We start from the raw sequence: 16,563 nt of genomic DNA, 5'->3' as shown, positions 1-16,563 counted from the left end.
TCTAGACGTTAGTTAAGTAGTTTGAATCCAATTCTGAATGAATTACTGGTTTTCACACCAGACTCGAAAAATTTGATTCCCTCTTGATAAAGGGCTCCATCAATCTCTACATCAGAACTTTTACCTGTGATAAAGTAGAATCCTATTTCTGCTCCCATGTAAAAACGAGAAGAGAAATGGTAGTCAGCTCCGACAGCTCCCATCGCGCCAATTCCAAAGTATCCTCTATTTTGGAATGAAAATGATTGATTAGGATCTGTAATTGACGATACATCTCCTGAAGGCAATGCTCCTGAGATATCAGAATCTGTTTCGCTAATTCTTTTAACTGACCTTCCAGATAAGATTACATCTAGTGCTGCATAAGAGGTAAATCCTCCTTCATTTGTGAAGTGGTACTCTATGCCCGGTGTAAACATAAACTGTGATATAGTCTCCGTCGCATCAGGTGTTGTCATTCCATCTCTATTATCGTCGATGGAAAACCAAATACCTAAGCGAGGTACAAGCGTCTCGTCCAGAAAATATCGTGCTCTGAACTGACCAAAATTTAGCAGAGTGTTATTACTACTCGATGAGTAGGTATTGCCATCTCTACCAAATGGTGAAGAGGTGATTTCAATTAATAATTCCCCTGACGTAGGACTGGTCCCTCCGGAATCGTCCTGCGCATACACGATGCTAGTCAAGAAAATCATTAGAGAAACCAAGAGAAGTTTCTTCATAATGATTGTTTTATGGGTTAGTAAACTATTTAATTAAGGCAAGAGCAAGCTAAAGAGACTTTTAAAATTCTGCAATAACTACTTTAGGGTATATTTCTAATTGAAGAAGAGTTTATTTTGCCTTAATACACCCATAATATTTGTTAAGGCGACTTTACAGTAGAATTTTCCGCCAACGATTGCGGGAAATTAGATTGTTTCAAAATCGATCAAACATGAAAAATCTTGGACGAATGAATTATAACACGCACAATAATTCAATTAAATCCAAGATTCAATCCAGTATTTACTTAGGATACCAATTTTTTAACCGCACTTCCACACCGATAGCTGCCTGATCAATCTGCTTTTTAAAAGATTCAACATCGCTCAACCCACCCTTTCCTCTGTAATGAAATGGGTAAACGATTTTTGGTTGAAACTCGATAACTGCACTGGCTGCCTGATCTACATCCATGGTATAAGGTACGTTCATGCAAACAAAAGCAACATCAATATCTTGGAGATTTCTCATCTCAGGAATATCCTCAGTATCTCCTGAGATATAAATTCGTTTGTCGCCTAAACTAAGTATGTAACCATTCCCTCTCCCTTTGGGATGGCGAGAGTCGTCAGTTTCTGGTAAATTGTACATGGGGATTGCTAATATTTCAATTCCCTCAAAAACAATTGTCTGGCCATTTTCGATCGCAGCAGTTCTTCGTTTCATTTCTTCAGGTAATTTCTCCTTTACTGCCAGAGGAGTAATAAACTGCGCTCTTTCCGTATCCAAAGCATCGAGCGTCTTTTGATTTAAATGATCCCCATGAATATCTGTAATTAAGATGAGCGTTGGGTCTGCTAATCCTTCAAATCGTTCAGCTCCACCATAAGGATCTATATATATAGTCTGATCATTCCATGAAAGAACCAATGTTCCATGTAAGATGGGTTGAATGATCACTTCTCCATCGTTGGTGGCAATTGTATCAGCTTCTGTCCTTTGCTGAGCAATTAGCCATGAGACATATAAGCAGGCTAATATCAAGGTGAGTATTTTCTTCATAGTCTTAAACATTTTAATACAATGAAGTTAAACGGATTGGAGTGAAACAAAAAAGGCTCACATTTCTGTAAGCCTCTCCATTTGTTCAATTTAATTTTATCCTGAAACAACCACTTTTTCCATCACATCGTCTTCTTTGATCTGGTCGATCACATCCAGGCCTTCCACCACTTTCCCGAATACGGTGTGGTTTCTATCCAGGTGAGCTACATTATCACGATTGTGGCAAATGAAGAACTGTGATCCACCGGTATTTCTTCCAGCATGCGCCATTGATAAAACTCCTTTATCATGGTACTGATTCCCACCATCCAGCTCGCAATCGATCTGGTAGCCGGGCCCACCGGTCCCGTCTCCTTTGGGACAGCCTCCCTGAATAACGAAGTTAGGGATCACGCGATGGAAGGTTAGCCCGTCGTAGTAACCATCATTTGCGAGATCAATAAAATTTTTCACTGTGTTAGGAGCATCTTTCTCAAAGAATTCGACTTTCATCACTCCCCTTTTCGTGTGTATTTCTGCTGTTTTCATATCTATAGACAAAGGTAGTTCATCTGTTAAAAAATCATAATTATGATGAATGGCTGAAACTATTGGCATTGAGCCGAGTATCTTAGATACGTCACAAAACTCAAACTCATGCTAAAGAATTACTTTCTGGTGGCCATACGTCACCTCAAACGCCAACCTGGCTATGCCCTTCTTAACATTTTGGGATTAACTATTGGCATTGCCTCCGCATTGCTTATCGTTTTATACCTCAATCAGGAAACCAGCTTTGATAAACATCATCCGAATGCTGAAAATATTTACCGCATCTCTGCAGATATCACTGAGCCTGACAATGCCTTCCGGTGGGCGGTAAGCCAGCCACCTCTCGGAAAAACTGTCAATGAAGAATTTCAGGAAATCAAACAATTCACACGGTTTGCGGGTGGCGGCAATTCACGATTCCGGTATGATGATCGTAATTATGAGGCAGAAAACTGGTACCTGGTGGACTCTACTGTATTTGAAGTTTTTGCTGTGAACTTCTTACAAGGCGATCCTGTCACAGCCCTCGATGCTCCCAACAGTGTAGCAATTAGCAAAACACTGGCAGATAAAGTCTTTAAAGGAGAAAACCCGATGGGAAAATTGCTGGAGACTGAGCGATTTTCCTACAAAGTAACGGGAGTCTACGAAGATATTCCGGTCACTTCTCATATCCGACCAGATGCCATGGCGTCATTTAGTACAAACGAGCGCTATGCGAATTCCCAAAGCTGGGGAGGCTTTGGCTTATATACCTATGTCGTATTAAACGAAGGTGTAGATCCTGCATATGTGGAAAAGCGACTCAATGATGAAATCATACCGAAGTATGTCGCTACCATATTTGATCAGTTTGATATCAAGGTCAAATATGAAATGATCAATATCCTTGACATTCACCTCTACTCTGATTTTCAGAATGAACCATCTGCTCTCGGAAACATTGACTATATCTACATATTTCTTGCGGTGGCCATCTTCCTTGTTCTGATTGCTTGTATCAACTACATGAACCTGGCTACAGCCCGGTCAATGAGAAGATCGTTGGAAGTGGGGATCAGGAAAGTGATGGGTGCGGTACGCACATCGCTAATTCGTCAGTTCATTATGGAGTCTGTGCTTATTGCTTTGGTTTCTATGGCAATAAGCATTTTAGTGTTGCTGGTGGCTGTGCCTTTGATAAATGATCAGCTTGGCACCTCGCTGATGTTGAGTGATCTTACTTCCAAAGAAATCATCATGACTTTGGTAGGTATTTTGATTTTCACAGGATTGGTGAGTGGCTCCTACCCTGCATTCTACCTCTCAGGGTTCAGTCCTATTAAAGCAATCAAAGGGGGCGCTGGAAGCAAAAGAACCGGGAATGTATGGTTGCGAAGAGTGCTTGTAGGTATACAATTCGCCGTTTCCATTTTTATGCTAATTGGCACACTTGTGATCTATCAGCAAATGCAATATGTACGAAATGCTGACCTTGGTTTCAACAAAGACCAGGTGATTAATTTTAGCCTAAACCGAGCTACCAGCGAACGGTGGGAAACTTTAAGAACCAAGCTTTTAGCTAATCCCAATATTGAAAATGCCTCAACATCTACCACTGTTCCGGGTAATGGTTTTGGCAAAAATGTAATGCAGGTTGAAACCAAAGAAGGTGTAATGGAAGAATATGGAGTGGATTGGTTTGGTGTAGACTATGACTATGTTGAGGTACTAGACATTGAGTTGGTAAAAGGCAGGAACTTTTCAAGAGATCATCTGAGTGATACAGCTACAGCAGTACTGGTGAACGAGGCGATGGTAGCACGATTCGATTGGGATGATCCGATTGGAAAGCGATTCCAGTTTGATCGGGATAGTACGGTATTTCATAAAGTAATAGGAGTAATCAAGGATTTTCATCATCAATCAATGTATAATCCTATAGAGTCTTTTATGATTTATCCGAACCTTAACAACAGACAGGCGATGGTGAAAATTTCCGGTGATCTGGAAGAGGGCATTGATCATATTCAGGCATCCTGGGAAGAGTTATTTCCGAACGCACCATTCGAATACCAATTTCTGGATCAAAATTTCATGCGTGATTATGAAAGCGATCAACTAAGGGGTCAGCTGTTCCTTGGATTTGCGTTGATGATGATCATCATTTCCGGTCTTGGATTGTTGGGTCTGGCTTCCTTTACTGCTGAACAGCGAACCAAGGAAATTAGTGTTAGAAAAGTGCTTGGTGCAGATGTGAAAGGTCTCGTTCTTCTATTAGTTAAAGACTTTATCTGGTTGGTTTTGGTGGGTGCACTACCTGCGTTCATTATTGGGTATAAAATCATGAATAATTGGCTAGGGGATTTTGAATATCACACCGAAATTAATCTGGTGATTTTTGTAGTTGTACTATTAATTGTTACAGCATTTGTGATGCTTACAACAGGCTTTCAGGCATACAAGGCAGCCTCCGTTAACCCTGCTGACAATTTAAAATACGAGTAAATAAAAAGCCCCTGTTGATATCAACAGGGGCTTAATTACAACTTTATCAATTACCTTAAAAATAACAATTCTCTGTACTTAGGAAGTGGCCAATCTTCATCATCCACCAGCAACTCCAGTTTGTCCACCGCGTATCTTAGCGGCTCAAAGTATTTCCCTTTCACACTGTCACAGTACTCAATGGCTCTTTCTCTGATATCTTCTATTTTGTTGATTCGCTTTCGCTCCTCCGTCATTTCGTGAGATAACCTCCTCACATTATTGATATGGGTAGATACCTGCTCAATTGTCTTCTTGATTTCTGTTGCGTCAAGCCCAAGTTCATTTAGCCCTTTTGCATTTTCTATCAATTGAGATTGATATTTAGTCGCAGTTGGGATGATCATGTTACTGGCAATATCTCCCATCATCCTGGACTCAATCTGCACTTTCATGATATAATTTTCCAAACGGATCTCATGGCGAGCCTCAATCTCTACCTTGGTCATCACTTTATGCTTTTCATAAAGCTTAACAACCTTGTCGGTGACTGAAAAATCCAGCGCTCTTGGTGTCTCTCTTTCGTTCGAAAGTTTTCGTTTCGCGGCTTCCTTTACCCAATCATCTGAGTAGCCATCTCCCTCAAACCTAATTGGCTTAGACTCTTTGATATAATCTCTCAGAATGTCGATGATTGCGAGTCGCTTTTCTCGTCCTCCATCTATTTTCTTGTTTACCTTCTTATAGAAATCTGCAAGCTGATCAGCCATGATTGTGTTAAGTACCATCATTGGGTCAGAAACATTCGCATCAGATCCAACTGCTCTGAATTCAAATTTATTACCAGTGAATGCAAATGGGGATGTTCTGTTTCTATCCGTGTTATCCAGAATAATTGGAGGAATCTGATCGATTCCCAGCTTCATGTATAAGTTCTCCCCTTTCTCTACCATGATATCACCAGACTTTTCGAGCTTATCCAACACTTTGGTAAGCGTAGATCCGATGAAAACCGAAATAATAGCCGGAGGTGCTTCATTTGCACCCAATCGGAAGTCATTTCCAGCCGATGCAATACTTGATCGAATTAGATCAGCATATTCATGAACTGCTTTGATTGTCGTAACGAAGAACGTAAGGAACAGTAAATTATCCTTTGCGCTGGAACTTGGTTGAAATAGATTGACGCCTGTATCAGTAACTAAAGACCAGTTGTTGTGTTTACCGCTACCGTTGAGTTCAGCGAATGGCTTTTCATGGAATAGCACGCGCAAGTTATGCTTGTTGGCTACCTTCTCCATCACATCTTTGAGTAGCTGATTTTGATCGGTTGCTTCATTTACCGGCCCGTACATTGGTGCAGCTTCATACTGTGCCGGAGCTACTTCATTGTGACGAGTCATCAAGGGTATACCTAACTTATGCGACTCAATTTCATAGTCTTTCATGAAATCATAGATACGCGAAGGAATAGAACCAAAATAGTGATCATCAAGCTGCTGGCCTCTTGCCGGGTTATGTCCGTACAGGGTTCTACCCCCCATAACCAAATCAGGTCTTGCATTATATAATGCCTTATCTACCACAAAGTATTCCTGCTCCCACCCTAGCGAAGCATTTACTTTAGACACATTCCTATCAAATAGTCTACAAACCTTGACTGCTGCTTTATCCACCGCTTCCAATGCCTTCAACAATGGCGCTTTATGATCGAGCGCTTCACCCGTATAGGCTACAAAAATGGTAGGGATACATAGCGTTTTTCCATAAATAAAGATTGGAGAGGAAGGATCCCATGCTGTGTAGCCTCTTGCCTCGAACGTGCTTCGAATTCCACCATTCGGAAAGGATGAAGCATCCGGCTCTTGCTGAACCAATGCTTCTGCACGGAAGTTTTCAATCCCTTTGCTCGGATCAAAGAATGAATCGTGCTTCTCAGCTGTAGCACCTGTCAATGGCTGAAACCAGTGGGTGTAGTGCGTAACCCCTCGCTCAAGCGCCCAGTTCTTTACCGCTGCTGCAACCGCATCTGCCGTTTCGATATCGACTTTCTTGCGATTTTTAATGCTGTCGGTAACTCGTTTGTATACTTCAGGTGACAGAGTGGTCTGCATCTGAGCCTTGGTGAAGGCCATTTCTCCAAAATACTCGGAGATGCGTTTGGAAGGAGCCTGTACCTCTACCTTCTCTCGTGTTTGAACTAAATTAAGCGCTTGGTGTCTTAGTTGTGCCATGGTTTATAGTTTTCGGAATACTTTTACATGACAAAATTAGCTATTTTATGCAAAAACGTGTGTAGCTGGGTGATTTTTAATCCAAAAAACATCCAATTTGCAAAATTTTAATGCTATTTAAATAAAAATAGATCTACAAATGACCATTTTTTACAAAAATGACATAATCGAGGGTCCAAATGCGCTATCAGAAGAAGAATCAAAGCATTGCGCTTTGGTTTTACGACATAAAAAAGGAGATGAAATACAGGTTTTTGATGGAAAAGGGAATAAACACGTTGCTGTTTTGACTCAAATTCACAAAAAAGCCTGCGAATTTGAAATAATCAGGTCTGAAACAAGCACAAAGAAGCCATTTAGCATTCATTTGGCGATAGCTCCCACCAAAAATATGGATCGAATGGAATGGCTCGTTGAAAAACTGTCAGAAACTGGAGTCGATGAAGTGACATTTATTCAGACGCAGAATAGTGAACGAAAGAAACTACGAATAGACCGATTGGAGAAGAAAGCGATTAGTGCAATGAAGCAATCAGGCAATCCGTTCCTTTTGAAACTAAACGATCTCACTCCATTTGATCAATTGATTGATGCTGAAAATAACAATTTGAAGCTGATTGCACATGTGGATCATAGTTATAAATATATCCAAGACATTCTGATTCCAAAGAAATCAACAACCATTCTAATTGGTCCTGAAGGAGATTTCAGTCTAAATGAAATTGAGCAAGCGAAAAAAGCAGGATTTCAAGCCACATCACTAGGGGAAAATACCCTTCGAACAGAAACAGCAGGCTTTGTGGCCTGCTGCGCTGTGAATTTGATTAATAAGTTTTGAACTCACCTTTTAATGACAATCTTTTGAACAGTACTTTGTTCAACACTATCCAGGTAAAGCAGGTAAAGTCCTGACGTTAATTTCGTGATGTCAATTCTTGTCTGAAAATCATATTGATCAGCTATAATCACTTTGCCCTTTAGATCAACCAAGCGATATTTCACAGTTCCTTTAGCGCTGTTTTCAATTATTAAATAATCTTCAGCGGGATTTGGGTATATGGTTACAGTCAAATTCGTAAAAGGCACTTCGATATCTATGATCTCAAACGTTTCGGAATGTCCATCAAAATCTGTTTGCTTCAATTGATAGAAACGGATACCGGCAGTATAATTACTATCTACCCATTCATATTCGATCAGTTCATTGCTATCGCCTGCACCATTTTTAACAACAACCTGCTCCCAGGACTTTCCATCGAATGATCGGTGGAGACTAAAATGATCATTGTTGGTTTCTGAAGCAGTAGCCCAACTCACCACAACACTGCTGTTATTTAATGTTGAATTAAAATAAAGCAACTCAACTGGTAATGGATTGGTCGATTCATTGTACAGGTAGTCAGGAATGGTGTTTGTGCTCTGCCCTTGGGTAAAATCATCAGACCAGTCTCCATTGGAATTATCATCTTCTGCGCTGGTGAGTGCACCATCATTATCATCATCGGTATCCTGCCAGTTTCTTTGGTCCCCTCCATCGGTGTTTATAACTGCTGCATTTGATCCGGTGGAATTTCCTGAGTTTCCTGAAGTGACAGTATCAAAAGAATCATCCAAACCATCCTGATCCAGATCTGATCCAATAGCTGTGCGATCTGCAACTCCATCCTGATCAGCATCATGTCCTTCTATACTATCCGGTATTCCGTCATCGTCTGAATCAGTATCCAGGTAGTCAGGTGATCCGTTAGAATCGGTATTGACAATGGTTATTACTGTTCCTCCATTATCCGTATCGTATCTATTATCCAGACCATCATTGTCATCATCCAGAAGGTTGGGCGCTCTATATGCAGATGATGCCTGTCCTTCTCTATTATCTGTGATTCCATCCCCATCGCTATCGATATCAATGTAATTTTCATACCCATCACCGTCCGTATCTACTGTTCCTTCGGTCGCATCAGGCAGTCCATCGCCATCACTATCTAAATCCAGGTAATCTGCTAGTCCATCGCCATCAAAATCATCCGGTAAGCTTGCAAATCCACCTTCATCTGGATCTACTGAGTCAAGTACTCCGTCATTGTCAGCATCGGTTGCTCCGTCAACAATGCCATTATCATCCGTATCTATGTCTGATGGAGCACGTTGTTCTTCTACTAAATCATATATGGTATCACCATCACTATCTAAATCAATGTAGTTTTCATTGCCATCTCCATCCTTATCACCTGGTATTAAATGGTCACCCGGGTTTTCGGAGTAATCCACAATATCTGCGAGTCCATCCCCATCGACATCTGCCGCATCGTCTACTTCTCCATCGCCATCACTATCTGCCCCGCCAGCCTCAATAATGTCAGGAATTCCATCGTTATCTGCATCTTTATCTATCCGATCCTCAAGTCCGTCAGAGTCAAAATCAGGATCTGACAATGGTGTTCCGTCCACATCATCGATTAGTCCGTCATTATCCCCATCATTTGCGACAGCATATGAAATGATAAAACGCCCTTCTGGAGTCATATTTGGAGGAAGTGTGCCCCCATTGGCTTCTATAGCATCCGGGATTCCATCATTATCAGAATCCAGGTCTAAATCATCAGTAATCCCATCACCATCTGTATCACCCGTTCCTTCTGTCACATCCGGGATACCGTCATTATCATCATCCTCATCGGCTCCATCAGCTACTCCGTCACCGTCAGTATCGCCTGCTACTGGTGTGTCAGTTTCCAGGTAATCATCTGTACCGTTGGTATCAGCATCATTAGTCTCATCAATTGTGTTTATAGTGTCATTGTCATCATCAGCATCCCGATAATCCGCTTCATCTGCTGAGTCAGTATTTTGTAATCCTGGTGCTGATCCACCATTGTCCGGATCGAATGCATCAAGTATACCATCATTATCTGTATCAACATTACCCTCACCCGGATCAAAAACATCATCTGAATTACCGTCCCAATCAGCAATTCCATCGCTATTAGCATCACTTCCTTCTATGACATCCAGAACCGAATCTCCATCACTGTCTGTATCTTGAAAGTCCGGCGTGCCATCACCATCGGTATCTACCTCAGAAATAGGCGTTCCTGCCGAATCTGAATCGTAATTATCATCGATTCCATCTCTATCTGCATCAGCTCCTGCTGGGGCCGTGAAACCCGCTGTGGTTTGGGCTTCTATATTATCACTGATTCCATCATTGTCACTATCGGCCTCCAGGTAATCATCAAATCCATCTCCATCCGTGTCAGCAATCGTAATAGCAGAGCCTCCTGAATCCGGATTGTAACGATCATCAAATCCATCTCCGTCTGTATCTGTAAATCCATCTAAACGACCATTTCCATCTGCATCTGCCTGGCCATTTTCAATTGCATCAACTACTCCGTCTCCATCTGCATCAGCATCAAACACGTTTGCGAGTCCATCCCCATCCGTGTCCGGTAAAGCAAGTGGAGTACCATCAAACAAGTCAACAATTCCATCACCATCTGAGTCTGTAAGGTCATCCGCAATTCCATTCCCATCTACATCTGTTCCTCCTGCTTCTATTAGATCAGACATTCCATCGTTATCTGAATCTCTGTCTTTTTGATTTGGAATACCATCCAGATCAGTATCAAAAATATCGTTGATACCATCACCATTTGAGTCAACAAATACCCCAAGTGTACCATGCACAAAATCCGGATCTAGATAGTTTGGAACACCGTCTGAATCAGCATCTGCACTCGGGTCTTCTCCAAATCCTTCATCAATATCCGGAACTCCATCATTATCAGCGTCCGGATCATTGCTATCTAACACCCCATCACCATCAAAATCTGTGTCTACATGCAGGTAATCAGGGCTGCTACCTCCTTGTGTGAAATCATCACTCCAGTTTCCGTTTGCATTATTATCTTCATTAGCTGTTGGAATACCATCACCATCGTCATCATTATCACGCCAATCCAGAATAGCGTCCGAATCTGAGTTTTGTAAACCAGCCTGGCTTCCGGTAGCATTACCAGATGCAGGTCCACTTACATTATCAAATGGATTTGTAAGGCCATCTCCATCAGAATCACCAAATCCGTTGAAATCTTGTGCGCCATCCTGATTCGCATCAGAACCCTCTATAACATCATAAACTCCATCTCCGTCCGAGTCCAGGTCTCGGTAATCGTAAGTTCCGTCACCATCTGTATCCTGTAGAGTTATTGCTGTTCCGCCATTATTTGCATCGTACTGATCATCGATACCATCACCGTCGGTATCAAGGTCTTGAGGAGCGTTATATCCGATTGTAGGTTGGCCTTCAATATTATCCACAATCCCATCGTTATCCGAATCAATATCCAGGTGATCTGGACTACCACCAAAATCAGTGTAAACTAAGGATAGGGCTGTGCCGGATGCATTGACATCTACAGCATCATTTAATCCATTAGCATTGGTATCTGTGAAGCTATCAAGGGCTCCATCTCCATCTGCATCCGTTCCGTTTGCTTCAATAGTATCTGTGAGGCCATCATTATCTGAATCTCTATCAAATGCATCAATTAATCCATCATTATCTGTTGACCTTGGCGTAATAGCAGTTCCACTATTATCAGGATCTACATCGTCAGCTATTCCATCATTATCCGTGTCATTTGCAGCAACATAAGCTGCAGAGAACTGTCCATTTGCAGTCATATTGACCGGGAGTGTTCCTCCCCCATTTTCCAAAGCATCGGGTAGACCATCATTGTCAGAATCCAGATCACTGCTGTTTGGAATGCCATCACCGTCTGAATCTGCATTTGCTAATTCTGTTGCGAAATCCGGATCATATGTATCATGAAGCCCGTCATTGTCAGTATCATTCGCAAAAACAATTCCTGGCGGATACGAGCCATCGGCATCCATATCCGTTGGAAGCACGCCTCCATTTGCTTCTACCGCATCCGGTACTCCATCGTTATCAGAATCCAAATCAAAATGATTTGGCACGCCATCCTGATCATTGTCGAAATTGTCATTGATCCCGTCTCCATTTCCATCTATGAAGCCTGCTATATCTGAATCAGCATAGTTTGGAATACCATCGGAATCTGCATCAGCGTTAGGGTCTGTTCCCCCACCCTCGTTGATATCTGTGATACCGTCATTGTCTTTATCCAAGTCCAGGTCGTTATTGGTTCCATCTCCATCCGTATCTCCTAAATAGATGTAATCAGGTACCGGAGAGCCTCCTTGTGTAAAGTCATCAGAAAAGTCAGCATTTCCATTGAAGTCTTCATTGGTGGTTAAAATACCGTCCGCATCATCGTCTGCATCTCTGTGATCTGCTTGTGAATCACCATCTGTATTTTGACGAGCTACATTGGAGCCCGCTTCATTTCCTGCAGCAGGACCTGCTACATTATCGAAATTATCATCTAAACCATCATTATCTGTATCTGTACCTGAAACAACTGCATCAGCTACTCCATCAGCATCCGCATCGTTTCCTTCGATTAGATCAGTGATTCCATCATTATCTGAATCTGTATCGAGGTAATCTGGAGTACCATCGGAATCGATATCAAAGGTTCCGCTTGCGATTCCAGCATTATCGGTATCATAGTTATTATCAAGACCGTCACCATCAGTATCTACATTGGCTGAAGCGGTATAGGAAGCTGAATTTTGTCCTTCGCGATGGTCTGTTATCCCGTCATTATCCGAATCGATATCTAAATAATCCGGAAATGAATCCGCATCGCTAGAAGTTATTGCAAGAGCCGTTCCATCCTCACTTGAGTCAAAGGTATCAATCAATCCATCATTGTCTGTATCTGTGGAACTATCAGCTCTTCCATCCCCGTCTACATCGACACCACCTGCCTCAACAACATCAGGAATACCATCTCCATCTGCATCTACATCAATTCTATCATCAAGGCCATCGCCATCTGTATCAGGGTTGGTTAAAGGGGTGCCAGAAGTATATGTTCCTCCCGTATCGTCAATATCATCAACCAGACCATCGTCATCTGAGTCATTTGCCTGAGCATAAGGAATATTAAATTGACCATCGGCGGTCATATTGGCTGGAAGAGTTCCTCCATTTGCTTCTACAGCGTCAGGGATTCCGTCATTATCAGAATCCAAATCCAAGTCATCCGTTACACCATCCCCATCCGTATCGCCCGTTCCTTCGGTGGCATCTGGTATTCCGTCATTATCAGAATCTGCGTCAGAAGCATCTAGTACACCATCCAAATCAGTATCAGTGGCACAATCATTGAAACTATAACTAACTGCATCTATACGTAAAGTTTGCTCAGAATCCAGGATTTCGGTCAGCTTAATATACCGTGCTCCTGGTGATACATTTACAGTAAATGCATAATCGGTATACGTACCACCGTTATTGAAATTAAGATCTATCGCAGATCCGTAACTCACATTATCATTAGAAAATTGGACGCGAATATCCGCACTTCCAGCCCCTGAGCTTCTTAACCTAACAGTAACATCTTCTCCAAACCTTACCTCATCGGTCATATCCAAAACGAGAATTGCATCTGACTCGTCTCCCATACGAGCACCTGTGCCGTCAGCAGCACCTAGTGCATTTGAACCTGGCTCCCCGGCATCTTCATTAAACGTTGAGACTACAGCATCTGCATTTCCAGAAATTAGTGGTCCGGTAGCTGAACATGTGGTATTCGTTTCCAGGTAGTTTGGTGTGCCATTCGGTTCTGAATCGGTTGGTTCTACAGAAGTGAGGATTCCGTCATTATCATCGTCATTATCCCTGAAGTCCGGCAAAAGATCTGAGTCAGTATCTTGTAAAGCAACGCTGGTTCCACAGCCATAACTCAATCCACCCTCATAGACAACCACAAGTATTGGATCATTTTCAACTGTTCTATTATTGTTAGACGCATCACCTGCATTTCGCTGAAGAATAAAGCTAAGATCATTACCAGATGTCCATGTTCCTTGTCCTATAATTTCTTCAATTACCAAGGAAAGATCAGGTGATCGTTGATTTACACCTCGCTCACCATTGGTATCCCATGTTGTATTAATTGTCCACGCCTCACTTGCGGAAGTTGGAGTTCTGTTACTGATATCATTATTCGTGCCCGTGTAATTCGATGCATCATCGACTAGTTCTCCGAAAATATCAACTATAACAGTACCTGTATGTGTGTTTTCATCAACCTCAAACTGTATATAAGCACTTAAAATATCAGCACCATTTGGTATCGGTAAGTTTGAAAATTTAATACCCACCAGTTGCTCATCTGGATCATCGTACATTAATTCTAAATCACTACTTCCTATGTCCATGACGCCAGTCGCAACTACTTCTTCACCATAATCCGATGAAACTTCATTTAAATAAGATACAGATGAGCAATCATTATCAAATACATTATCAATTCCGTTACCATTGTCATCATTACCAGTTACCGCATCATCTTCTGTACCATCATTATCGGCATCATTAGCCTCAATCAGGTCTAAAATGGAATCATTATCTGAATCTGTATCGTAATAATCAGGTGTACCATCTGAATCATGATCGTTCGGAGTAATTGGTGTTCCGCCAAGTGAGATGTCCCAAAAGTCGATTATTCCATCATCGTCACCATCTGTGATTAAACCCGGCCGATCTGTTTGTGAAGTGCTATATCCTTCATTGGTATCATCAATCCCGTCGTTATCGCTATCCAAATCCAAATAATTGGGTAGCTCAGTTAAGGCGTTTGCTGATTCGTATGCCTGATCTGTATTTAAAATAGTAAGTGGGCTGCTAAGTAGGGCATCTGAAATTCCATCTCCATTGGCATCAGAGAATGAATCGAGGATGCCATCTCCATTGGCATCAGTTCCGCCTGCTTCAATTACATCCAGGATTCCGTCATTGTCTGAATCCGGATCCCAATAGTCCTCAATACCATCGGTATCCTGATCGCCAACAGCAAGTATCGAAACACCGGAATCTGCTGAAGTTTCCGCTGCATCAGGAATTCCATTGGTACCAACCGAGCCAGTGATAGTAGCCGATGAACTGGAATAATTTGTAGGTTCTGCTCCACCATTTGCCTCTATTGCATCAGTGATTCCATCATTATCTGAATCCAAATCGAGATACTTTGGCACTCCATCGTAATCTAAATCCTCAGTTCCTTCATCTGCATCCAGTATTCCATCATTATCTGAATCGAGATCATTTCTATCTAACACTCCATCACCATCACTATCACCCGTTCCTTCTGTAAAGTCCATGATGCCATCTCCATCCGTGTCTGTAGATGCTCCCGCTCCGAAGTTGTTTCCGGAGTTTGTTTCTGAGAAATTTACATTGTCTGCAAATGTTGCTGTCTGAAGATTTGTAGTGGTTAAGGTATAATTGCTTGGAAGTGTGCTTTCATCTACTGTGATTAGCAACTCTGCGGTAGTGGCGATGTAGATAGAAAACTGGCCTAAGGAATTAGTGGTCACTCTTTGCAACAAATTATCTCCACCATCTAACGATCCATTACTATTATTATCCAAATAAAGATTAATAGTCACGTTCGCCAGACCAGGCTCCCCGTCTCGAATTCCATTTAGATTTTGATCATCGAAGAGTGTTCCTGAAACAGTATTAGCGTCCGCCACAAGAGCAGAGAGAGCTTCTGTATCCGGATTGCCTCCATTATCTCCTAAATCTACTCCACTAGTCATGCTGGCATCCGATGGATCAATCTCATAAAAATTCGGATTGTTTCCTGCACCCAGGGATCCATAAAGATTTCCATTATTGGCAAATGCCATTCCTTCTACATCCTGAAATGTAAGATTGCCTATTACGGTAATTGCTCCTGTCCATTTATTGATATTAATCAGCTGATCTACTGCTCCATTGTTACTAACAGCGAACATCAATCCTGTTGTAGGGCTAATAGCTATATCATCAACATCATCATAAATCCCGTCTCCATCTATGACAATATAATCTATGTTTGGGCCGAAGGCATCAGGCACATATTGCCCGGTAGTTTCATCAATCTGAAATATGACATCATAATCTCCATTAGTTCCACGTCGTTCAGAAGCCCACAATACGCCCGTAAACGGGTCAAAGGACAGTCCATCTACATCTGTAATTCCAATTGCACCGAGAGCCCCATTTAAGGTGCCTCCTCCATCAATTTCTGAAATTAAAGTATAGGTTCCATCAGAAGTATCCAGGGTTCCAAGATCATCTCCATTTGCGGCATACAAAATATTATTATTGGGAATTGGCCAAAATGCTATTGCCTCAATTCCGCCTACACTAATTGTTCCTATTTCAGAACTCACACCGGTACTGACATTTAATTGCCAAAGGGTGTTGTCCTCATCATTTACATAATAGAAAATATTAGGGTCACCTGCATAAACATATGTACAGAGAAGTATTAGCAGAGAACAAAGAAATCTCTTCATGATGATGGTTGTGGTAATGTCAATTATCTAAGCTTTACAAAACACACTTCAGTACACGCCTGAAAATAATTTCATAAAATATTATCAAATGATAATAAACATTATACAATAA

7 protein-coding genes are annotated in these 16,563 nt (G+C 41.7%); 2 read left to right on the top strand and 5 right to left on the bottom strand.

Annotated features, from left to right (window positions below; all coding sequences use genetic code 11):
• Positions 1–8: 8 nt before the first annotated feature.
• The 3 genes from CHB71_RS14505 to CHB71_RS14495 all read right to left on the bottom strand — a co-directional run bounded on the left by CHB71_RS14505 (position 9) and on the right by CHB71_RS14495 (position 2,301).
• Positions 9–725: a hypothetical protein gene (locus tag CHB71_RS14505; RefSeq protein WP_089357666.1), complete on the bottom strand. Its 717-nt coding sequence runs from the start codon at positions 723–725 to the stop codon at positions 9–11.
• A gap of 286 nt (positions 726–1,011) precedes the next feature.
• Positions 1,012–1,770: an MBL fold metallo-hydrolase gene (locus tag CHB71_RS14500; RefSeq protein ID WP_089357665.1), complete on the bottom strand. Its 759-nt coding sequence runs from the start codon at positions 1,768–1,770 to the stop codon at positions 1,012–1,014.
• Positions 1,771–1,866: 96 nt separating this feature from the next.
• Positions 1,867–2,301: a peptidylprolyl isomerase gene (locus CHB71_RS14495; RefSeq protein ID WP_089358061.1), complete on the bottom strand. Its 435-nt coding sequence runs from the start codon at positions 2,299–2,301 to the stop codon at positions 1,867–1,869.
• A gap of 108 nt (positions 2,302–2,409) precedes the next feature.
• Here CHB71_RS14495 and CHB71_RS14490 point away from each other — a divergent pair, with 108 nt between their 5' ends.
• Complete coding sequence (locus CHB71_RS14490) at positions 2,410–4,791, top strand: ABC transporter permease (RefSeq protein WP_089357664.1); 2,382 nt, start codon at positions 2,410–2,412, stop codon at positions 4,789–4,791.
• A 50-nt stretch (positions 4,792–4,841) separates the two neighbouring features.
• Here CHB71_RS14490 and CHB71_RS14485 read toward each other — a convergent pair whose 3' ends face one another.
• Positions 4,842–7,004, bottom strand: a complete 2,163-nt coding sequence (locus tag CHB71_RS14485) for a glutamine synthetase III family protein (protein ID WP_089357663.1) — start codon at positions 7,002–7,004, stop codon at positions 4,842–4,844.
• Positions 7,005–7,143: 139 nt separating this feature from the next.
• Between CHB71_RS14485 and CHB71_RS14480 the strand changes: the two genes are divergently transcribed.
• Positions 7,144–7,842, top strand: coding sequence for a 16S rRNA (uracil(1498)-N(3))-methyltransferase (locus CHB71_RS14480; protein ID WP_089357662.1), 699 nt, complete (start codon positions 7,144–7,146; stop codon positions 7,840–7,842).
• 2 nt (positions 7,843–7,844) lie between these two features.
• Here the strand turns inward: CHB71_RS14480 and CHB71_RS14475 are convergent, their stop codons facing one another.
• A complete protein-coding gene (locus CHB71_RS14475; protein WP_089357661.1) occupies positions 7,845–16,451 on the bottom strand; it encodes a T9SS type A sorting domain-containing protein in 8,607 nt (2,868 codons plus the stop codon).
• Positions 16,452–16,563 lie beyond the last annotated feature (112 nt).

The organism is Ekhidna lutea, from assembly GCF_900188325.1.
Classification (GTDB): Bacteria; Bacteroidota; Bacteroidia; order Cytophagales; family Cyclobacteriaceae; genus Ekhidna; species Ekhidna lutea.
Note: the sequence above shows the minus strand (reverse complement) of the source record. Positions and strands in the feature narration are given on the sequence as shown.

Excerpts from the sequence above, each read along its gene's own strand:
- CHB71_RS14505 (WP_089357666.1), bottom strand. The coding sequence starts at position 725 with ATGAAGAAACTTCTCTTGGTTTCTCTAATGATTTTCTTGACTAGCATC.
- CHB71_RS14500 (WP_089357665.1), bottom strand. The coding sequence starts at position 1,770 with ATGAAGAAAATACTCACCTTGATATTAGCCTGCTTATATGTCTCATGG.
- CHB71_RS14495 (WP_089358061.1), bottom strand. The coding sequence starts at position 2,301 with ATGAAAACAGCAGAAATACACACGAAAAGGGGAGTGATGAAAGTCGAA.
- CHB71_RS14490 (WP_089357664.1), top strand. The coding sequence starts at position 2,410 with ATGCTAAAGAATTACTTTCTGGTGGCCATACGTCACCTCAAACGCCAA.
- CHB71_RS14485 (WP_089357663.1), bottom strand. The coding sequence starts at position 7,004 with ATGGCACAACTAAGACACCAAGCGCTTAATTTAGTTCAAACACGAGAG.
- CHB71_RS14480 (WP_089357662.1), top strand. The coding sequence starts at position 7,144 with ATGACCATTTTTTACAAAAATGACATAATCGAGGGTCCAAATGCGCTA.
- CHB71_RS14475 (WP_089357661.1), bottom strand. The coding sequence starts at position 16,451 with ATGAAGAGATTTCTTTGTTCTCTGCTAATACTTCTCTGTACATATGTT.